Here is a 22029-nt window from a genome sequence, read left to right on the forward strand (position 1 = left end):
AGCGCCATTTCTTTTTTAGCGATTTAGGCGCTCCGGGTGAGAAGGTGAAGAAATTTGGACAGCCTGACCAGCTTTTTCAACCCTAAGTCAGTAGCTGTTATCGGCGCTTCTAAATCACCGGGCAAGATCGGAAACGTTATTGTAAAAAACATTATCTCCAGCGGCTACACCGGCAATGTATTTCCAGTCAACCCAAAGGAAAAAGAAATCGAAGGGTTGGTTTGTTATGCATCGGTAATCGCCGCCCCGGAACCGGTGGAACTGGCGGTTATATCGGTCCCGGCGCCTCTTGTGCTGGATATGGCGACGGCTTGTGGTGATAGAGGCGTAAAAAACCTGGTGGTAATCACTGCCGGCTTTAAAGAAACAGGCAAAGAAGGACTCCGCCTGGAGCATAAACTGGTCGAAATTTGCCGTTCATACAAAATGAGAATGCTTGGGCCTAATTGTGTGGGCTTTATGGATACTCACACCCCGTTAAACGCTTCATTTTCTACCGGGTTTCCACTGAAAGGTGAAATCGCCTTCATTTCACAGAGCGGCGCTATGGTATTATCAATATTGGACTGGAGCCATTCGGTAGGCCTCGGTTTCAGCAAATTTATCAGCCTTGGCAACAAAGCCGACCTGACGGAATCCCATTTCATAGAAAACGCTGCTGATGATCCGCACACCAAGGTGATTCTTTGTTATATTGAAGATGTGGAAAACGGGCCTCTATTTCTTGAAACAGCCCGGCGAGCCAGCCGGAAAAAACCAATTGTCATACTTAAATCCGGAACCAGCCAGGCAGGCGCCCGGGCGGCATCCTCCCACACCGGCGCGCTCGCGGGCAGCAATATAGCTTATGAAGCGGCTTTCCGCCAATGTGGAGTAATCCGGGCCGGGAGTATGCCGGAATTGTTTGACCTAGCCATTGCTTTTGCCAACCAACCTGTTCCCCGGGGAGAACGCGTGGCTATTATTACCAACTCTGGCGGTCCGGGAATTGTGGCAACCGATAATATTGAATTAAAAAACCTGAAAATGGCCCGTTTTACCAGGGAAACAGTTGAACAGCTAAGAAAAGAATTACCCGCGGAGTCGAATATATACAACCCGGTAGACGTGTTGGGGGACGCCAAAGCAGACCGGTACCGTTTTGCTTTGGATAAAGTGCTGGCTGATCCGGGCGTTGACAGCGCCATCGTCCTGCTCTGCCCGGGCGGAGTGACAGAACCGGTGGATACTGCCAGGGCTATGGTCGAAATGAACGGAACGTACCCTGCGAAGCCCTTGTTTGCCGCTTATATGGGCGGCAAACAAATTGAGGAAGGCGCTAAACTGCTCTCAGCGGCTAAAATACCCTGCTTCCCTTTTCCGGAACCGGTTATTTCTTCGATCAGCGGCATGACCAGTTATCATCGTATAAAGAATGCCAGTGGGAATAAAGAAAGACACTCATTTGATAATGTGGATTCCAAGACTGTAGAAACAATATTGGAAAACGTTAGAACAGATAAGCGCCTGGTGCTTCTTGGCAGCGAAGCCGCTAAAGTGCTGGCTGCCTATGGCATAGCCACGGCGGCGACCGAGCTGGCCACCCAGCCGGAAGAAGCGGCTGAACTGGCGGACGAGATGGGCTATCCGGTTGTGCTAAAGATAGCATCGCCCAAGATAATGCATAAAACTGATGTGGGCGGGGTAATAACCGGCTTGGACTCATATGAAAAAGTACGCAAAGGCTTCATCGAAATCATCGAAAAAATACAGCGATACATGCCCAGGACGGTCATCTACGGGGTAGAGGTTCAAAAGATGATGCCTAAAGGGACAGAGTTGATTATCGGTATGACCAGGGACGTTCAGTTCGGTCCGCTGATCGCTTTTGGCCTTGGCGGTATTTATGTAAACTTGATTAAAGATGTCTCCTTCCGGCTGGCAAACGGCTTAACTGACGCTGAGATAAAAAAAATGATCACCGAGACCAAGGCCTATACCCTGCTGCGCGGCTACCGGGGGGAAAAGCCCGCCGATTTGCAGGCTATAGTCGAGGTTATCGGCAGGTTTGCGCAACTGGTTACCGACTTTTCTGAAATAACCGAGGTGGATATCAATCCGCTTTTTGCATACAACCGGGGAGCTTCGGCGGTTGATGTGAAAATTACTATATCGTGAGGTGTTTGAAGTGAAAAATCTATATATCATGGGCACCGCCGGCAGCGGTAAAACCAGCGTGGCGGCAGGATTAGCGCTTAAATACATGCAAGAAGGATACCGGGTAGCCTACTTTAAACCTGTGGGCAGCACCGGGAGCAGCACGGCTCAAGGTGACGAAGACGCCTTGTTAATGAAAGAAGTTCTTAAAATGGAACATCCGCTGGAAACAATAGTTCCTTATTTGGCCGGGCCTTCTTATCTTTCGGGTTACAAACATTCCTGTGTTTCTGTGAAAACAATCCGTGAGGCATATGAAACGGTAGCGGCGGGAATGGACCTGGTAATCATCGGCGGGGCCAGTTTTCCTCATATCATGGGATGTCTTGGGCTTGACGCCGCCAGTCTGGCAGCGGAGCTGCAAGCTCTTCCTCTTTTTGTGATCAGGATTGACAACGATTATAGTTTGGATCTGGCTATTTTTTTCAATAATTACCTGGAGTTAAAAGGCATTCTCACGATAGGAAATATATTCCACAATGTCCCTCATTCACTAATGGCTAAGACAGAAGGAATCTACCGGCCCATTCTGGAAGAACGCGGTTATAGTATTCTTGGAGTTATTCCGAAACACCCGGAAATAACCTCACCCACAGTAAAAGATTATTTTGAAGTGCTTGGCGGGGAAATTCTGGCGGGGAAAGACTGCCTGGAACATGTGGTGGAAGACGTGGTAATTGGCGCCATGACTATTGAAAGCGCCCTGGGCTACCTGCGGCGCACCGCGAATAAAGCGGTTATCACCGGCGGAGACCGTTCGGAAGTAGCCCTGTCCGCGCTGGAGACCAGTACTGCGGCAATCATTCTTACCGGGGGTCTGTATCCGAACGTTAAAGTAATCGCCCGTGCGGAAGAAAAAGGAATACCTGTAATTCTAGTCTACTACGATACATACACAACTATTGAGAAGATGTCCGAGGTTACCCGGCGGATCAAGGCCACTGACCGGCAAGCTATTAACATTGCCGTAAATAATATAGAAAAATACTGCGACTGGCGCAATATTTTAAAATCCTTGCAGTAGTTTTTATTAATATCTTCGAGTAAATTTTATGTAAACTAACAGATATTTATTTTCTTAATTCTGTACGGCCTTGTTCAATTTGCCGCAATACCGTCCCTAAATTCTTTTCTAGGTTGGAAAGTATGTCATCAGCGTAATCGAGCGCCCCAACCTTTATCTCGCGGGCAACTGCTTCAGCTTTCTGAACTATCTCTTCAGCCATATTTTTTGCGTGGCGGACTATTTCACTATCGTCAGCCTGTTTTTCCACTTGCTTTTGGGCATCCTCCATTATCCGGACCGCCTCTTTTTGGGAATCATTAAGCACTTTTTCCCGTTCCTGAATAATCCATTTAGCCTGGCGGATTTCCTCCGGCATGTTTGTCCTGATGTGATCCAGGAGATCAAGAATCCTGTCCTCGTCAACCAGCACCTTTCTGGTCAACGGTATTTTGCTGCTCGATTCGATAAGGTCTTCGAGCTCATTAAGCACGTTCAGCAAGTCCACTGATTTCTATCCCTCCTTACAGAAATCGCTGTCCTTCAATCTATCTACAAGCCTCTTTTCTACCAAAGGCGGCACAAGGCGCTCTAAAGGCCCGCCAAAAATAGCGACATCTTTTACCGCGCTGGAACTGATAAAAGAATATTCCGCTCTGGTCATTAAGAAGATCGTTTCTATGTTGTAGGCAAGGTTTTTATTAATAAGCGCCATGCGAAATTCATTTTCAAAATCGGAGACTACCCGTAAACCGCGCACTATTGCAGACGCTTTTTGCTCTACCGCATAGTAGACCGTCAAGCCGTTAAAAGAATCTACCTTAACATTGGGGTATGGCGCCAAAACTTCTCTTAACATATCAACTCTTTCCGATATGGAAAATAAGGGGTTTTTAATCGGGTTTCTGGAAACTGCCGCAATTACCTCATCAAAAAGAACTGAAGCTCTAACAATGATATCCAAATGACCTAGTGTTACAGGGTCAAAACTTCCCGGGCAAATCGCAGTCCGCAAACCATTTCCCCTCCTGGCATATTATTGATAATTATAAAATGAAAGCAACGTATCCCCGTACTTTTCCTGACGTAGCAATCTTAATGAAGCAGCCGCGTCCCGGGGCATCGGGTCTTTCTTACTACTTTCAACTATAATTGTTCCGCCAGGTTTCAATAAACCGTTTTTAATTATGTCATTTAAAGTACTGGAAACCAGATCTTTAAGATAAGGCGGGTCGATAAAAATCAGATCGTATACTTGTCCCTCTTGTCCCAACAAAGCAATAGCTTTATTAACATTAAGGCACAATAACCGGGCATTAACCTCGAGTCCGGTAATATTGAGGTTTTCTTTGATGATACGAATATTTTTTATATCTTTCTCGACAAAAACCGCCCGATCGGCTCCCCTGCTCAAGGCTTCAATGCCAACGTTACCAGTGCCTGCAAATAAATCCAAAAAACTGCTTCCTGAAATAGAAGACCCCAGGATATTAAAAAGCGCTTCCTTAACCCGATCAGATGTCGGTCTGACCTGAAGTCCCCTGGGAGCTTTCAACTGGCGCTTTTTAGCAATACCTGCAATAATGCGTAATATATTAAATCCCTTCTTTATACAAAAAACATTATAGCATAATAATATAAGAAAATCGAATTTTTTCATAATTTTAAACAATAAACTTATAATTATGTATATCGTAATGTAAATAGGATAACATAAAGATGGTTGTTAGAGAGGTGACAGTATGGAACTGGATTTTTACAAAAAGTTTTCAATAAATATCGACCTGGCGGTTGAAGCCCATGATTTGCTACGGGGACAAACCGGCCGGGAAATCTCAGGTGTTATCGTCGATCGCGAAAAATACGAGAATTCATCCGTAACAATAGTTAAAATAGTCGAAGAGCAGGCGGAACAATTAATGGGAAAACCGCGTGGCAATTATATCACCATTGAAGCTCCGTCTCTCCGGGATAATAATCGTCTGGCGCAACAGGAAGTAGCGGAAGTTCTCGCGAAAAAGTTATCTTCTCTTTTTAATTTACCCGAAAACGCCAATATTCTCCTGGTCGGGCTGGGAAACTGGAATGCGACTCCTGACGCGCTCGGGCCGAAAGTAATCGAACACAGCATGGTTACCCGCCATCTCTTCAAATACGCGCCGGAAGAATTGGGTGAAGGAATGCGTTCAGTCAGCGCCATCGCCCCGGGTGTACTGGGAATTACCGGCATTGAAACAGCTGAAATTATCAAGGGTATCGTGGAAAAAATTCAGCCTGAATTAGTAATTGTAGTTGACTCCCTGGCTGCCGGCAGTGTCGACCGTATCGCCACTACTATCCAAATCGCTGATACGGGAATAAATCCCGGCTCCGGCATTGGCAACCAGAGAACCGGCATCAACCTGGCCAGCATGGGTGTGCCGGTAATCGCCATAGGGATACCGACCGTTGTTCACGCGGCAGTGATCGCCCAGGTTACTGTTGAGCATTTTTTAGAGCAACTTAAAGCAAACCCGTTACTAAACCAAATTTATCAAAATTTACGCCCTGACTTTACTAATCAGGTTATTAATCAGGTATTGCAGCCTTTCGCGGGTAATTTAATGGTAACCCCCAAAGAAATTGACTCTCTCATATCAAGCACATCAAAAATCGTTGCCGGCGGGATTTCCATGGCTTTACATCCGGCGGTCAATTTTGAGGATTTCAACATTTATTTGAACTAAAGCGAAAATACAACAAGCGGAATATTATTCCGCTTGTTTGAGATACTAATTTTGAGATACTAATAATGAAAAATTGGAAAGTGGGTTGACAATTTTTTATTAAAACCCGGGCAATGCGTGCAGGCAGTTACCCGGGATGTTGCGAAACTAGCCGGCTTAGTCCCCCGCTCCCACTACTGGACTGTTAGAGTGTCAGGTTAGCGTTAGTCACCTGGGGAGTAGGCGGAACAGTGCCCGCTGCCAAGCTGTTTTCATAAGCGGCGATCATCTTTTTGACCATGTTGCCGCCGATAGCTCCGTTCATCCTGGAAGGCAGGTCGCCCATATAACCGCTGTCAGGAATCTGGATACCGAGTTCACGGGCAGTTTCCCATTTAAAATCTTCCATCGCCCGGCCGGCTCCACGAATCAGGATTTGATTTGTCTTTTGTCCTTGTGCCATTATTTCACCTCCTTTTCTGTTTTGTGAGTTTAGTATGAACCCGGCCGGAAGCAATTATGCTAGAACATCTTCCCTCATTAGCTATCAAAAAATAAACAATCAAAATTTATGAAACTATATTACAGTAGTTATGCACTTACAGTAAATTAGTACCAAAGAAAATCAGAAAATACGCAAAAAACTCTTGACATTTTCAAAATCGCCCAACAATCGAAATGGATGGTACTTTTTACTGGTTGCGGCCTCCACAGATGCTAAGATTTTTGCTCCGCATAACTTCCGTTGTCTTTTGCATGCTTTCTTTTCTTAGCTTGAAACCGTTGGTACGCTTATCAATCAAGGAATTGATCCGTATATAGGCTCCATTAATAGGGGGTTGAACCGCCGTGTTCCAGATGGCAATTTAGTCGTAATCTTTGGAAGGAAAGTCCTTTTATTTGTCGAAATATGCTCATATAAAGATAAGACGATCCGTAGATCACTATGACAGGTGAGGTGGAAAGATGAAAGTCAAGGACAAGATGGTACGGAATGTGGTTACTGTAAATGCTGATGTTTCAATCAAAGAAGCCTTGAACTTAATGCGGACGAAAGACTGTAGGAGACTACCGGTACTTGACAATAAAGGCACTCTGGTGGGTATTGTTGTAGAACACGATATTGAAAAAGTCCTTTGTCGTCCGGGTGGTTATCCCGAAACGCCTGTTAGTTGGGCAATGAGCTATAAATATGTTTTTATAGTAAATCCCGAAGATGATATTGTTTCAGCGGCTAAACTGATGTTGGACAAAAAAATAAGCAGCCTGCCGGTTTTAGATGAAGGAAAAATAGTAGGAATTATAACTTCTGCGGATATGCTTCAAGTAGTTATTGATACATACTCATCTGTAAAATAGATATTTCAATATTATAGTTAAATAATTACAGATAGATATTGAACCTTCGGACTCTTTTTCAGCAACATCATAAACCACCTCACTCGTTGCTTATGGTCGCCGGAAAATGGCGCAGGAATTGCGCCGTAGCGACAAGTTGGGTTATCAACGATTGAACGAATGACGGAAGAGCTTGTAAATAAATTTATGGGGGAACGCAAGCAAACGTATCAGGCCATCGCGCCACGTATTTCATTCTGACCTTATGGCAAGTATTGGAAAAGGCGGGTATTTCTAAACTAAAAAAGCAAGGGACAATGAAATCAACTCTATCATTTGGGCATCTTGAGTTGATTGAGTAAGTGATGCAACCGACCTTTTATCAGATAATAAAGGTCGGTTTTTTATATGATTTATTCACTTAGAAGCAATCAGATGAGTATACGGAGGGACAGTATATGGATAATCCCCTGCAGATTTTTATCGAGGAAACGTTAACCAGGATTACCAAAATACGTCAGGCCATAAGTACCTTAAAAGAAGAGCCACATAATAAAACATGCCAGAACATCCTACATATATTCTTCCACACTGTTTATGGCACCGGCGCTGCTGTCGGCTTTGGGGAAATAATCGAAGCCGCGAAAAGCCTGGAAGACAGAATTGCCACCAATCTTGAAACTGGGCAGGCGGCAGACATAAACCTTTTAAAGGAGTGTGAAGATACTGTAGACATCATCGAAGAGAGGGCAAACCTTCTAAAAACAGTCGAAGACATAATATCGCCCGATGAGCAAGAGCAAAAACTCCCAGAGGTGCCGCGCAAGGAAGTGCTTATCGTAGACGATGATACCGCCATAAGACAATTTATAAAACAAGAGTTATCAAAAAAGAATTTAGGAATTGTTGATGCTGGTGATGCTTCTGAAGCCAAAAAAATTCTTGAACACTACAGGCCGGATTTAATTATTCTTGACATCGTAATGCCCGGAACAAATGGCCTGGAGCTTTTTAAAGAACTGCGAACAGATCATCGCTATAAGTGGACGCCAATCTTTTTTCTTACCAGCAAATCCAGTCCCATGGAAATAGTTGAGGGTATTAAATTAGGGGCTGACGATTACATAATAAAGCCATTCAACACGGAAGATTTAGTTGCCCGCATCGAAGCTAAGATCAGCCGCATGGAGGAACTGCACGGCCTGGCAGTCCGCGATCCGCTTACCGGAACTTTTTCCCGTGGTTACTTTATGGAAAGACTTACTGAAGAAGTTGAACGCTTTTCCCGCCATAAAAAAAGCTTTTGCGTTGCCATATGCGACCTTGATTTCTTTAAGAAAGTTAACGACGAACACGGTCATCAGGTTGGCGATTTCGTCCTGCAGCAGTTTGCCTCCTTTCTATACAGCAAGTTTCGAAGAACCGATACGATTGGGAGATACGGCGGCGAGGAATTCGTTGCCCTTCTTCCGGATACTGATGCGTTAACCGCCTATAAAATATTGGAACGATTGCGTTCCGCATGGGAAAAAATGCCCATAATCGAACCCTATCAAAATAAAAACATCCAGATAACCTTTAGCTCTGGAATAGGAGAGTTTGACAAAGACGGTAAAACTGAACAGGAAATAATTAAAGCCGCTGATGCTGCCCTTTACCTGGCTAAAGAAACTGGCAGAAACAAAGTTGTTCTGGCGGGTCAATCAGGTAAAGGTGTTCATTCCCCCCTAACCAAAATTCTAGTAGTCGATGACAGTGCTGTAATCAGAAACATCTTGTTGAAAGAGTTAGAAGAGGACTATATGGTGTTCATGGCAAAAGATGGAGAAGATGCACTGGAGCAATTGCAAAGGATAAGGCCCCACTTGGCTATTATCGATTTAATAATGCCAATAATAGGTGGTCTGGAACTGATAAAAAAAATTAGAGAAAACCCAAATAATTCACATATAAAGATCATAGCGTTTAATGATGAAAGCGTACAGACAGAAACGAGGACGTTTGGATATTTAAGTAAAGATGAGATCATAGCCTTAAAAAATATGTATCCAAATTTCCAGCTTAAAGAATTGTATCTTTCGAATTTTTCGATCAATGATTACCATGATTTTTTTGAATGGGATGAGGATAATACCTTGCGTAGTTTCTATGCGGAGAAGTGTTTTTTTGACGGGAATTCTGATTTTAGCGATACTAAGTATGGCATGGATGGTTTTAGTCTGGCATCTTGTTTTTTTGGAAATGGGAAAGTTGACTTTCAAAAAACGATATTCATGTCAGACACGGTGCATTTTAACAATATTACTTTTGGAACAGGAGAAAAAGATTTTACTTCCTCATGTTTTTATAGTAAAAACGTCAATTTCTTTGGTACGCAATTTGGCGACGGTAAAGTACTTTTTAGGGGCAGTAATTTAAATAATTCGTACCTGAATTTTAGCGCCGCACTTTTCGGCAAAGGTGATATTGAATTTGATTTTTCGGTCTTCGGCGCAGAGGGTGTAGATTTTAGTGGAGTTAATTTTGGTGATGGAGAAGTATCCTTTCGGAATGCTAATTTCCGTAACATTTGGTTGCGGAAAATTCAACATGAATAATATGAATTTAATAGATGGTCATATTTTATTCAAGTTAGCTGAATTTAAAGGAAAACTGCTAAATTTTTTTGAAAGTACCATAAATGAGCTTATTTTTGAAGATTGTTTATTTACAGGACATGTGGATATGAGCCTAAAAAAATGTAAGACGTTGATTGTTGAAAACTGTATTATTGAAAAATCATTTGATCTAATTTCATCAAGTAGAAGAATAGTTAATATAGAATGCCTTACTGTTCTAAATACAAAAAATTTAGGTCGGATTGATATCGATTGGACAACTAATAATGTCAAAAAAATGATTTATGCCCAAGGAAAAACAACCAACTATCAGGATAAAGCCAATCAATTTAGAATGCTGAAAGAAAATTTTCGCAATATCGGTCATTATAAAAATGAAGATTTTGCTTATGTTGAGTTTAAAAGATGTGAGAGCATGTCAGAACTTAGAGGTGAAGATTTACTGCACCAGAAGAATAAACAGTTCATTCAAATAAGGAGATGCATAGCATTCCCCTTTAGATGGTTTATCCTTGATTTTGTAGGAAATTACGCGACAAACCCATTGAGAATTATTGGATTCAAACTTATTACTATTTTTATTTTCGCAGGGTTGTACACAATGCCATTTGTCAAATTGAATGGAGACAAAGCATTTTTTCAGTCAACAAACAATCCATTGCTAAATAAATTTGCCAAAGCATTGTATCATAGTATTGAAACAATTCTCACGATAGGATACGGTGACGTAAATCCGGATAATATTTGTACTACGTTGTTGTCTGGTTTTGAGGGTTTTCTGGGATTATTTCTTATGTCTTATTTTACCGTTGCATTTGTAAGGAAAATATTAAGGTAAATTAAAAGGATAGTGGAGGCGTTTCTTACAATGCGAGACAAACTAAAAATACTTTTAGTTGACGATAGCAAGGTATTCTGGATGTACTTGCGGAAAGCGTTTGAGGAAAGCGATGTTAAAGCCGAAATTACAGGTGCGCTAAACATGACCTCTGGTATTTCTTTGATCAAGAACAAACCCTTTGACTGTATTATACTTGACTATATGCTCCCCGACGGAAATGGGTTCTTAATACTTCAAGAGATGCGCGCATCCGGCATTAAAACACCGGTTATCGTGCTTACCGGTCATGGTGACGAGCAGGTTGCCGTTACAATGATGAAAGCCGGCGCTAATGATTACATCCCCAAGTCGCAGATTTCTCCGGGCCGTTTAAGCCAGAGTATACGGAGCGTCATTTATTCCCATTTAATGGAAGAACACGTTAAGCAAGTAGAAAAGGAACTTAAAGAATCTAAAGAATTCTTCGAAAGCATTGTTAAAACAGCCAAAGCTTTAATTGTAGGGTTAGATCTTAAAGGGTTCGTTTCATTGTTTAATTACCATTGTGAAGAAGTCACTGGTTGGAAGAAAGAGGATGCTATCGGCAAGGAATGGATTCCTAATTTTATTCCTGCAAAGTCCCGTCAGCAAGCAGAAGATACCTTCAAAAAATTTATTGACGGAAATGAAGGGTTTGAGCACGAAAGTCCTATTCTAACAATCGAAGGGAAAGAACGTTTCATTGATTGGAATTATAGTACTTTGCAGGATTCCCATGGCAATCTCTCGCTGGTCTTAGGTATAGGTGTTGATGTAACCGACCGGAAGATGATGGAAGAAGCATTACGTGAAAGTGAACAACGGTTTCGTGTAATATTTGAGGGGGCGGCCTTAGGTATAGCGTTGGCCGATAATAAAGGCCACATTCTTGAGAGCAACACAGAATTTCAAAAAATGTTGGGCTACTGTAACGAAGAATTACGCAAAATGGTTTTTACCGATTTTACTCATCCGGACGACGTCTTAATCGACTCAGGTCTCCATAAAGAGCTGATGGCGGGGGAAAGGAACCATTTTCATATAGAGAAGCGTTACATTCGGAAAGACGGGGAACTGCTTTGGGCCAGTTTAACAGTATCTCTTGTACGAGATACTAACGGTAACCCCAAGTTCGCCATTGTCATGGTGAAAAATATAACCGAAGGTAAAAAAGCGGAAGAATCGTTGAGAAGAAGGTTGTCCTATGAAAAATTGATAGCGAACGTATCATATATAGCTGCGTCAGCCGAGGACATTAAAGATTTTCTATATGATTCATTACAGAGAATAGGCCAGACCCTGGATACAAGTCGGATACTTTTTTGGGAGTATGCCAGCGATACCGATATCTATAGTAACAGTTATGAGTGGGTAGACGCAGGAGTGCCCTCACAACCAGGTGAATGTCAGAGAATTCCGTCAAGCACGGTTCCCTGGTTTGACGCCATGATGAAAAAGAACGAGATCATAAATTACAGCGATACAGAAATTATCCCAAGCATTCAGGAAAAAGAATTACTACATTCATTAGGTGTGAAATCAATTCTTGCAATTCCTCTTTATGTTAATAAAACCTATCACGGTTTTATCAGTTTCTATCAAACTCAAAAATATCGTGTTTGGCCGGACGAAGACATCGATATACTGAAGACAATTGTTCAGATCATTGCCGGCACTATCGAGCGTAAAGGCACAGAGAACGCGCTGCGGCTGAGTGAAGACAGATACCGCTCCATTTTTGAGGGCTCTAAAGATACCATCTATATCGTCAGCAAGGACGGTTCTTTCATTGAAGTGAATCCCGCCGGGCTGGAACTGATTGGTTATACTATGGATGAGCTGAAATTGATGAATGAAACGCAAGTATATGTAGATCCTTCAAAGAGATCTGCATATGTGCAAGAGATGCAAACAAAGGGTTTCGTAAAAGACTACCCGGTTGAACTAAAGAAAAAGAATGGTCAAACAATTTATGGTCTATTGAGTGCCACCGCTAAAAAGGAACAAAACGGCCAAGTTCAATTTCAAGGCATATTGAGGGACATCACAGAAAGCAAGAAAGCGGAAGAAGCGTTAAGAGAAGCGCATGCTCAAATCAAACAATTGCTGGCTTCAATATCTTCTATTCTGATAGGTGTTTCATCAAACGAATTAGTCAATCAATGGAACACAGCAGCGGAAAAAAGTTTTGGAATAACCGCCGGCGAAGTGCTTGGGAAATCTTTCCTCAAATGTGGAATCCAGTGGGATTGGGGTAAAGTGGTTAAGCATTTGGACATAAGCAAAGAAAAGAACCTGCCGGTTCAAATGGATGACCTGCGTTACACCCGCCCGGACGGAAAAGACGGCTTGTTAAGATTACACGTTAACCTTATAGAAGATACCGCCGGGAGACAGTGGGGATACGTTCTATTAGGGACGGATATTACTGAACAAAAACGAATTGAGTCGCAATTGGCTTTGTCACAAAAAATGGAGTCCATCGGGCAATTAGCGGCGGGGATAGCACACGAAATTAACACCCCCATGCAGTATATAGGTGACAATACAAGGTTTTTTAAAGATACCTTTAGAGACATCCTGGACATGCTGGAAAAATACAAGGATATTTTGATAAAGACAGAGGGCGGGATAGTTCCCGTTGAATTGATTGAAGAAATGAAAGTTATGGAGAAAAAATTGGATTTAGAATACTTGACAGAAGAAACTCCAAGGGCAATCGAGCAGTCCCTGGAAGGGATCGACAGGGTAAGAAAACTCATTTTGGCAATGAAAGATTTCTCTCATCCCGGAAGGTCGGAAAAGTCACTTTCCGATATAAATAAAGCGATAGAGAGCACAGTCACAATATCCAGAAACGAGTGGAAGTATGTTGCCGACCTGGAAACTATCCTGGATCCGGGATTACCTCTGGTTTTCTGTGCAATAGATCAAATCAACCAGGCTGTTTTAAATATGATTGTTAACGCAGCCCAAGCCATTAAAGAGATCGTGAAAGAAGGCCCCGCACAGAAAGGAAAAATTACCATTGAAACAAGTTATTCCAAGCCTTTTATCGAGATAACCATAAGGGATACCGGAAAAGGAATCCCTCAATCGATTATACATAAAATATTTGATCCGTTCTTTACTACTAAAGAAGTTGGCAAAGGTACCGGCCAGGGTCTGACCATCTCTCATGATATCATTGTAAATAAGCACAAGGGTACCATCGAAGTGTATTCAGAAGTAGGCAAAGGAACAGTATTCGTTATAAAGCTGCCTGTTCATAGCGAAGAAGACAAGAAACAAGTTCTGTAAAGAAGGGCAATCCAGAATTAATGTAGTTATTTGGCGGAGGTGCATGATCTTGGACAGTCCGGCAGAGAAAGATAAAACAATAAAAGCGTTTCAAGAAAGCCAGGAGCAGTATCGCTACGTTGTTAACAACTTAAAAGAGGTTGTCTTCCAGACAGACCCGGCAGGAAAGTGGACTTTCCTCAATCCAGCCTGGACAGAAATCACCGGATATCATATAGAAGAGAGTATCGGTACAAACATAATTAATTATATTCATAGTGATGATCGCCAACAATCTTTAGATACCTATAGAAATCTCATTGATCGTAAAATCGAATTCTGCAGGTACACAGTGAGGTTTGTAACTAAAGAGAAAGACCTTCGCTGGACGGAGATTTTCGCCTGTTTGACCTTTGACGCGGAAAACAATATTACTGGTATAACCGGGACATTAAATGACGTTACCGAGCGAATTTTGTTGCTGAACGAATTGCAACAGGCCAAGGAAACCGCGGAAGAAGCCTTCCGGGAAAAAAGCGGGGAACTGCGTGCCGCACACCAACAGCTTTTAGATATTATCGACTTTCTCCCCGACGCAACCTTTGTAGTCAACCAAGAAAAGAAAGTGATCGCCTGGAATAAATCCATGGAAAAAATGACGGGTGTACCCAAAGAAGAAATTCTTGGTAAAGGTGACCAAGCTTACAGTATTCCTTTTTTCGGCAGCAAGGAAAAAGTCCTGATTGATTATATTTTTTTAACTGATAAAGAAAAGCTAAACAACAAACAAATTCAAATAATCGGGACCACATATTATCTGGAGAGATTTGTTCCCTCTTTAAACAAAGGAGAGGGAGCCTACCTCTGGGCAATGGCTTCACCGCTCTTTGACAGTGAAGGAAACCTTGTCGGGGCCATCCAGTCTATTCGTGACATCACTCACCGTAAACGGTATGAAGACGCGATTGCCGCCGAAAAAGAAAAGCTGGCGGTGACCTTGCGCAGCATTGGTGACGGCGTGATAACCACCGACACAAATCATAACATCGAATTAGTTAATAAAGCGGCCGAAGATATTACCGGTTGGACGCAGGAAGAGGCTTCCGGCAGACCTCTTGATAAAGTATTCCATCTTGCCGAAGAAAAGTCCGGACAGGTTTATTCCAAACCTTTAGAAGAAATACTCAAAAATCCTAATAACACTGATATCACCAGTCATATCATCCTAATGGCCAAAGACGGCGCGAGAAAAATTATTACTTTGAATGTTTCCCGGATCAAAGACAAGGATGATATTGGCAATGTTTTAGTTTTCAGAGATATTACCGAACGCAAACGTTTGGAAGCGCAACTGGCGTTGTCGCAAAAGATGGAATCCATCGGACAGTTGGCGGCGGGGATTGCCCATGAAATAAATACACCGATGCAATATGTCGGCGACAACACAAGGTTTCTACAGGATGCCTTTCAAGATTTCCATGATGTTTTGAAATCTTATCGTGAACTAATTCAAGCCGCCGAGGAAGAAGGTGTATCCAAAGAGCTATCAGCCAAAGTAAGGCAGAAAGAGAAAGATATTGATATTGATTATCTTATCGGAGAGATTCCCCAGGCTATTGCGCAATCCCTCGACGGGATTAAAAGAGTAAGCCAAATCGTATTAGCTATGAAAGAATTTTCGCACCCCGGGAAGAAAGAAAAAACATTATCCGATATAAACCGGGCGATTGCAAGCACTGTCATTATATCAAGGAATGAATGGAAATACGTATCGGATCTGGAAACCATTCTTGAACCCAACTTGCCTCTCGTTAAATGCGTCATTGACGAAATTAACCAGGTGATATTAAATATGATTATTAACGCGGCGCATTCCATAAAGGAAGTTGTAGAAAAAAACTCCGCCCCGAAAGGGAAAATTACCATAATAACAAGAAATGCCGGCACACACGTACAAATTCTCATCAGCGACACGGGGGCGGGCATTCCGCCATCAATTATTCAAAAGATATATGAACCGTTTTTTACGACCAAAGAAGTAGGCAAAGGAACAGGACAAGGTTTGGCTATCGCCCACGATATTATTATCAATAAGCACAAAGGAAATTTAAATGTAGAATCAGAATTGGGAAAGGGAACTACCTTTACCATCAGTTTGCCGTTAACAGAAACAGACTCAAATAATTAAACGGAGTTAGTAAATCATGAAAAAATCAATTATCTTTGTTGATGATGAGCCGAATATTATTCAAGGACTTAAACGAATGCTGCGAAGTGAACGGGATAATTGGGTAATGTTTTTTGCCGGCAGCGGAAAAGAAGCTCTGGATATTTTATCAAATAACCACATCGATATTATTGTTACCGACATGCGCATGCCGGAAATGGACGGCGCGGAATTACTCGAACAAGTCGCCAATCATTATCCCGGCACAGTACGGATTGTTCTTTCAGGACATTCAGATAGAGAGATGATTTTAAGATCTACAAAATTCACTCACCAATTTTTGATTAAGCCATGCGATGCCGATACATTAAAATATACATTAGAACGGGCTTGTTTATTGCAAGGCTTGGTCAGAGACGAAGAATTGCTGAGGTTGATCAATGGAATAGTTAATCTACCCAGCCTGCCGGATAAATTAGCCATGCTTTTGAAAGAAATCCAGGCGCCTGATTCATCACTAAAAAAAATCGGTGATATTATTGCGCAAGACGTCACAATGACCGCGAGAGTCCTCCAAATGGTAAACTCAGCTTTTTTCGGTCTTCCGAAAAGGGTAACAAACCCGCAGCAGGCGGTGACTTTACTCGGTACTGACACGATCAAGGGGCTTGTGCTTTACGTGAACATTTTTTCCGCAATTGAACCAACAACAGAAGTGGTGTTCTCAATGGAGGCTCTGTGGCGACATAGCATAATGGTAGGTAATATTGCCAAGAGTATTGCTTACTTGGAACTAAACGACCAAGAACTCGCTGATGAAGCTTTTATAACGGGAATGCTCCATGACATAGGTAAGCTCTTGCTAAGCCAGGTTCCTAAATATAACCAGGGCATAAAACATCTGCCAAATGAAAAAAGGATAAATTTCGTTGACGCCGAATACGAACTCATGGGAACATCACATTCCGAAGTGGGCGCATATCTTTTGGGGTTATGGGGATTTTCCGATTCCGTCGTCAAATCAGTCGCTTATCACCATACTCCGGTGAAATCCATGAGTGTTGAATTTACACCACTAACAGCGGTACATGTGGCCAACGCCCTGGAGTTGCAGGAAGATTGCATTGATTTAACTTATTTAGAATCGCTAAACCTAACAAACAAAATAGCAGTATGGATGGAATTATGCAATAAAACAAAAAAGGAAGTTTATGCATGAACAATAAAATACTTTTGGTGGATGATGATCATAATATCCTTTCCGCTTACCAGAGGCTGTTACGCAAAAAATTTGAACTGGTAACCGCCGATAGCGGAGCGAAAGGAATTGCCGCGCTTCTTGAACAAGGACCGTTTGCCGTGGCAGTCTCAGATTACCGCATGCCGGAAATGGACGGTGTTCAGTTTCTTTCCGCAGCCCGGCAGGCATCACCCGACACAGTCCGGATCATGCTTACCGGACAGGCCGATTTTGAGGCTACCATAGACGCGGTTAACAAAGGGAACATTTTCCGTTTTCTCACCAAGCCCTGCCCTACAGATCACTTAATAAACGCGCTGTCGGCCGCGATAGAACAGTACCGGCTGATCATGGCCGAGCGGGAACTTTTGGATAATACTCTCAAAGGCACTATTAAACTGCTAATTGACGTTTTATCCATGGTAAATCCGGTAGCTTTTAGTCAATCTTCACGTGTAATTAAAATTGTGAGAAGATTGTCAAACCGCCTTAATGTCAAAGAAAAGTGGAAAGTAGAACTGGCCGCGATGCTTTCACAAATCGGGTGCGTGACAATCCCTGTAGAGATTCTGCAAAAAAAATATCAAGGTTTAACCCTATCTGAAAGTGAAAATGAAATGTTTTTGGCGCACCCCAAAACGGGTAAAGACTTGCTTAAAAATATTCCGCGCCTGGAGGACATAGCGGAAGGAATTGCTTATCAAATGAAACAATTTGACGGAACAGGAGCGCCGGCGGACAATCGTCAAGGTAAAGAAATCCCATTTATAGCCCGGATTCTAAAGGTTGCTCTGGATTTTGACGTATTACTTATTGCGGGCAATTCCTATGGAAAATCTTTTGATATAATGTACAGCCAGCGTCAATGGTATGATCCCGACATCCTAGCCGCCCTGGAAGCTGATATACTGAATATAGAAGAAGGATTCGTTGTAAGATCGATTGATTTGAGCAGTCTTTTATCAGGCATGATTTTAGCCGATGATATTGAAGATTCTGACGGGCGATTATTAATTCCCAGGGGAACTGAAATTACCGAAGTTATAAAACTGCGCCTGTTGAATTACGCGCGTTTCGGCAACATTTCCGAACCGATAAAAGTAATAGAGCAAATCAAATAAAGGGGTCCAAGCTCCCTGCACTACCGAATCTGGCCTTCACCTCATCCAGAAGGACCGCGCTTTCCGGCTTTTGAAAATGCGGGTCTTCGCTAATCCAAGCCAGGGCTTCCGTACGTGCTGCCTGAAGTATATCCCAGTCGCGCAGGAGGTCGGCAATTTTAAACTCCGGCAGGCCGGACTGGCGGGTACCGTAAAACTCGCCCGGCCCGCGCAAGCGCAGGTCCTCCTCGGCCAGGGCGAAACCGTCCGCGGTGCGGGTCATCGCCTTCAGGCGGGCACGCCCTTCCTCAGTTTTCGGGCCGGCGACCAAAATGCAATAGGACTGGTAAGCGCTCCGCCCCACCCGGCCCCGGAGTTGGTGCAACTGGGCCAGGCCGAAGCGGTCGGCGTCAAGAATGACCATTGCCGTAGCGTTCGGCACATCGACACCTACTTCAATAACAGTGGTGCAAACCAGTATTTCAATTTCACCCTGCCGGAAGGATGTCATTATTTCCTCTTTTTCAAAGGCTTTCATACGGCCGTGCAACAACCCGACCCGGCAGTCCCTGAATTCGCCGCCGGCGAGATTTTCAGCCAGATCAACGGCTGCCTGCAAGTCGACTTTTTCCGACTCCTCAACCAGGGGACAAACAATAAACGCTTGCCGCCCTTGCCTGATCTGCTCTCTGATCAAATTGTACACTCTGGTCAGGAGCCTGTGAGGCACAGCGTAGGTCTTAACCGGCTGCCTGCCGGGAGGCGGTTCGCCTATTACTGAAATGTCCAGGTCACCGTACAGGGTTAATGCCAACGTGCGGGGAATCGGGGTGGCAGTCACCACCAAGGTGTCCGGCCAAGATCCCTTGTTCTGGAGAGCGGCCCGCTGGCGCACGCCGAACCGGTGCTGTTCGTCGACCACCGCTATCCCCAATTTATTAAAACACACATTATCCTGGATTAAGGCATGAGTCCCCACCAACACCGCGACTTCTCCGGTTAGAACCCGCTCCAGCAGCTCATCTTTCTCTTTTTTTCGCATGCCGCCCGTCAATAAAGCAACTTCGACCCCAATTGGAGCGAGGAGTCTTTTCATGCCAAAATAGTGCTGCTCGGCCAATATTTCCGTGGGAGCCATCAACACCCCCTGCAGGCCGCTTTCCACAGCCTTGAGCAGCGCCAACACCGACACAACCGTTTTGCCCGATCCCACGTCGCCCTGAAGGAGGCGATGCATGGGAGAAGAGGATTCCATATCACGAGATATCTCTCTCCACACTTTGGCCTGCCCCGCGGTAAGACGATAGGGCAAAATTTCCAAAAAAGTTTTTGTAATTTCACCCTCGGGAAGATACCGGTGTAATTTTTCCCTTCCGTCAACGTCCTTGCGGCACAACGCCAGTGAGAGCTGATAGAGAAACAATTCCTCGAAAATAAAGCGTTTTCTGGCTTTTTCCGCATCCTCGAAATTACCGGGGTAATGGATTGCGGACAGCGCCTCATGGAAAAGCGGCAGGCAAAATCTCTTCAACAGTTCTTCAGGCAAGAACTCTCCGGAATGACCGTCCAATTCATCCAGGGCGAACTTAACAGCGGTACGCAGCAGGCGCTGGTTCAACCGGCCAGATAAAGGATACAGCGGCACCAGGCGCCCCGCGCTCAAGCTGTCCCCCCCGTCGTCTATTTCATATTCTTCCACCGTCACCTGGACTGCTCCAAAACTCCTTTCGACTTTACCGGTTACATAGAGCTTCGTCCCCACGGGAATGTTTTTTTTGATATAAGGCTGGTTGAACCAAACGGCGTAAAAAACCCCCAAGCCGTCATGCACAGCCAACTTGGTCACTGTCAGGCCATGCTTTGGCCTAATCACCTGCGCGGCCAGCACCGTCCCCCGCAAGGTAGCAGTCTCGCCATGCGCGCAGGCGCCCGCCTCCCGCAGCCGGGTGCGGTCCTCGTAACGTCTGGGGAAGTGATAAAGCAGATCCTTTACGGTAAAGATCCCCGCTTTCTGCAAAATTGCCGCCCGCCGTGGTCCGATTGTTTTTAACGATTGAACAGGTTTCGTCAAAAAGTCATTGGACATATAGATCCTCTAAAAGAAGTATTAAATAACTAAATGATTATACTTTGCTAAGATAGCAATGAAGTTCATCTAACTTGATTATAACTCAATTATAATAGTTTGAAATAATCTCTGAGATCATTACTAATAAAGTTGACTATTCCCAGATCAGCATGTGTTACTCTATATTGCCATAATAACCAATTCCGTAAAGAACTGCTCTTGCAGCCGAAAATATTTTTTGGTAGAATGTATAGGTGGTTTAAAGGAGGTATGAAGTACTATCTAAACCATTGACACGAACATCTGTTCTATTATAAAATAGATCAGGAAGTGGAAGTGGTATATGAATGTCTAGTAAAATGAATCTAGAAAGGGAAAGGTTTCTAAGCAGTTACTTCCGATGATGCGTTGCAAAGACACGCAGTGAAAGTCGGGCGCTGAGGTAAAATCAACTAGGCGGTGGGTAACACCCCCTTCCGGGCAGAACTGGTCTTATCAAGGCCAGGCGGTGAACCTTAATACGTAAACCACCCGGAATATGAACAAGTGTTCATAGCTCAGCAGTTGAATCCTGTGACACTGCCTCCCGTTTCGTCGGACGGGAGAGTAATCTAAGCAAATTTGACTTGTTTAGATATCAGAAACCAGGTGTGTAAAACTTATGGCTAGAAAATGTTCTGTATGTGGCAAAGGAATCACCGTCGGTATTAAAATGAGTCACTCACACATACGCACAAAAAGGACCTGGGTTCCCAACCTGCAGCGCGTCAAGGCTGTTGTTGACGGTACACCGAGAAAAGTGCTGGTATGCACCCGGTGTCTTAGAAGCGGCAAGGTTCAGCGTGCGATATAATGTGCAATATACTATTTTCACTTAGACCCGGCAGCAGCCGGGTCTAAGTTTTTTTGTCAACGCTCGGTCATGTTTTTCAATAAATTAGCCATTTCTATAGCCGTAACCGCGGCGTCCCAGCCCTTGTTACCGGCTTTGGTGCCGGCCCGTTCTATGGCCTGCTCAATGGTCTCGGCGGTAATGACCCCAAAAATGGTGGGAACACCGCTATCCAAGCCCACTTTAGCCACACCCTTGGCAACCTCTGCAGCGATATAATCAAAATGAGGTGTCGCACCGCGAATAACCGCTCCAAGACAAATAACCGCGTCATATTTCTTCATGGAAACCATTTTACCGGCGGCCAGCGGTATTTCAAAAGCCCCCGGCACCCAGGCGACTTCAATGTCCTGTTCCGCCACCCCATGCCGGTTAAGCGCGTCCAGAGCGCCGCCGAGCAATCTGTTAGTAATAAATTCGTTAAAACGGCCCAGCACCAGCCCGAATTTGAGGCCCTGGCCTAATAGATGTCCTTCATAATACTTAGGCATACCCTACTCTCCTCTTCTTCTAAATTATACCAGATACCACAATCCAGCATTTAACTTATTCTGTTAACTTTAC

The 22029-nt window shown here is 43.7% G+C and carries 17 protein-coding genes and 1 riboswitch; of the genes, 11 read left to right on the forward strand and 6 right to left on the reverse strand.

The window, feature by feature from the left end; translation table 11 throughout:
* Window positions 1-54 precede the first annotated feature (54 nt).
* Together acs and L7E55_RS07050 are read left to right on the forward strand one after the other, a co-directional pair.
* A complete protein-coding gene (acs, locus tag L7E55_RS07045) occupies window positions 55-2157 on the forward strand; it encodes an acetate--CoA ligase alpha subunit (protein ID WP_277443406.1) in 2103 nt (700 codons plus the stop codon).
* Window positions 2158-2167: 10 nt separating this feature from the next.
* Entirely contained in the window at window positions 2168-3220 is a 1053-nt protein-coding gene (locus L7E55_RS07050) for a phosphotransacetylase family protein (protein ID WP_277443407.1), read from the forward strand.
* 46 nt (window positions 3221-3266) lie between these two features.
* Here L7E55_RS07050 and L7E55_RS07055 read toward each other — a convergent pair whose 3' ends face one another.
* Genes L7E55_RS07055 through rsmD form a run of 3 tightly spaced genes read right to left on the reverse strand, consistent with a single transcriptional unit; the run spans window position 3267 to window position 4859 of the window.
* Window positions 3267-3707, reverse strand: coding sequence for an ATP synthase subunit B family protein (locus L7E55_RS07055; protein ID WP_277443409.1), 441 nt, complete (start codon window positions 3705-3707; stop codon window positions 3267-3269).
* A 6-nt stretch (window positions 3708-3713) separates the two neighbouring features.
* A complete protein-coding gene (coaD, locus tag L7E55_RS07060) occupies window positions 3714-4214 on the reverse strand; it encodes a pantetheine-phosphate adenylyltransferase (protein ID WP_277443410.1) in 501 nt (166 codons plus the stop codon).
* Window positions 4215-4235: 21 nt separating this feature from the next.
* Complete coding sequence (gene rsmD / locus L7E55_RS07065; protein WP_277443411.1) at window positions 4236-4859, reverse strand: 16S rRNA (guanine(966)-N(2))-methyltransferase RsmD; 624 nt, start codon at window positions 4857-4859, stop codon at window positions 4236-4238.
* Window positions 4860-4941: 82 nt separating this feature from the next.
* Here rsmD and gpr point away from each other — a divergent pair, with 82 nt between their 5' ends.
* Window positions 4942-5925 carry a GPR endopeptidase gene (gene gpr / locus L7E55_RS07070; RefSeq protein ID WP_277443412.1) on the forward strand — a complete coding sequence of 328 codons (984 nt, stop codon included), beginning with the start codon at window positions 4942-4944 and terminating at the stop codon, window positions 5923-5925.
* Between the two features lie 184 nt (window positions 5926-6109).
* On the opposite strand, the gene L7E55_RS07075 is transcribed toward gpr, so the two are convergent.
* Window positions 6110-6367, reverse strand: coding sequence for an alpha/beta-type small acid-soluble spore protein (locus L7E55_RS07075; RefSeq protein ID WP_277443413.1), 258 nt, complete (start codon window positions 6365-6367; stop codon window positions 6110-6112).
* A gap of 503 nt (window positions 6368-6870) precedes the next feature.
* On the opposite strand from L7E55_RS07075, the gene L7E55_RS07080 reads away from it, so the two are divergent.
* The 7 genes from L7E55_RS07080 to L7E55_RS07110 all read left to right on the forward strand — a co-directional run bounded on the left by L7E55_RS07080 (window position 6871) and on the right by L7E55_RS07110 (window position 18526).
* On the forward strand, window positions 6871-7263 hold the full coding sequence (locus L7E55_RS07080) for a CBS domain-containing protein (RefSeq protein WP_277443414.1): 393 nt from the start codon (window positions 6871-6873) through the stop codon (window positions 7261-7263).
* Window positions 7264-7544: 281 nt separating this feature from the next.
* Window positions 7545-7628: riboswitch (cyclic di-GMP riboswitch) on the forward strand.
* A gap of 72 nt (window positions 7629-7700) precedes the next feature.
* Window positions 7701-9839, forward strand: coding sequence for a diguanylate cyclase (locus L7E55_RS07085; protein WP_277443415.1), 2139 nt, complete (start codon window positions 7701-7703; stop codon window positions 9837-9839).
* Window positions 9772-10698, forward strand: a complete 927-nt coding sequence (locus tag L7E55_RS07090; protein WP_277443460.1) for a potassium channel family protein — start codon at window positions 9772-9774, stop codon at window positions 10696-10698. Before L7E55_RS07085 ends, L7E55_RS07090 begins: the two co-directional genes overlap by 68 nt.
* Window positions 10699-10728: 30 nt before the next feature.
* A complete protein-coding gene (locus L7E55_RS07095) occupies window positions 10729-14019 on the forward strand; it encodes a PAS domain S-box protein (RefSeq protein ID WP_277443416.1) in 3291 nt (1096 codons plus the stop codon).
* Between the two features lie 49 nt (window positions 14020-14068).
* The gene (locus L7E55_RS07100; protein ID WP_277443417.1) at window positions 14069-16186 is read left to right on the forward strand and encodes a PAS domain S-box protein; all 2118 of its coding nucleotides are present in this window, start codon (window positions 14069-14071) and stop codon (window positions 16184-16186) included.
* A 16-nt stretch (window positions 16187-16202) separates the two neighbouring features.
* Window positions 16203-17384 (forward strand): response regulator, encoded by a 1182-nt coding sequence (locus L7E55_RS07105; RefSeq protein WP_277443418.1) that lies wholly within the window; start codon window positions 16203-16205, stop codon window positions 17382-17384.
* A complete protein-coding gene (locus L7E55_RS07110; protein ID WP_277443419.1) occupies window positions 17381-18526 on the forward strand; it encodes an HD domain-containing phosphohydrolase in 1146 nt (381 codons plus the stop codon). The genes L7E55_RS07105 and L7E55_RS07110 overlap by 4 nt, the downstream gene beginning before the upstream one ends.
* Here L7E55_RS07110 and recG read toward each other — a convergent pair.
* Window positions 18519-20591, reverse strand: coding sequence for an ATP-dependent DNA helicase RecG (gene recG, locus L7E55_RS07115; protein ID WP_277443420.1), 2073 nt, complete (start codon window positions 20589-20591; stop codon window positions 18519-18521). The two genes, L7E55_RS07110 and recG, sit on opposite strands and share 8 nt — an antisense overlap.
* Window positions 20592-21234: 643 nt before the next feature.
* Here recG and rpmB point away from each other — a divergent pair.
* Window positions 21235-21426: a 50S ribosomal protein L28 gene (gene rpmB / locus L7E55_RS07120; protein WP_277443421.1), complete on the forward strand. Its 192-nt coding sequence runs from the start codon at window positions 21235-21237 to the stop codon at window positions 21424-21426.
* Between the two features lie 56 nt (window positions 21427-21482).
* Here the strand turns inward: rpmB and ribH are convergent, their stop codons facing one another.
* Window positions 21483-21956: a 6,7-dimethyl-8-ribityllumazine synthase gene (ribH, locus tag L7E55_RS07125; protein ID WP_277443422.1), complete on the reverse strand. Its 474-nt coding sequence runs from the start codon at window positions 21954-21956 to the stop codon at window positions 21483-21485.
* Window positions 21957-22029 lie beyond the last annotated feature (73 nt).

It is taken from the genome of Pelotomaculum isophthalicicum JI (genome assembly GCF_029478095.1).
Taxonomy (GTDB): Bacteria; Bacillota; Desulfotomaculia; order Desulfotomaculales; family Pelotomaculaceae; genus Pelotomaculum_D; species Pelotomaculum_D isophthalicicum.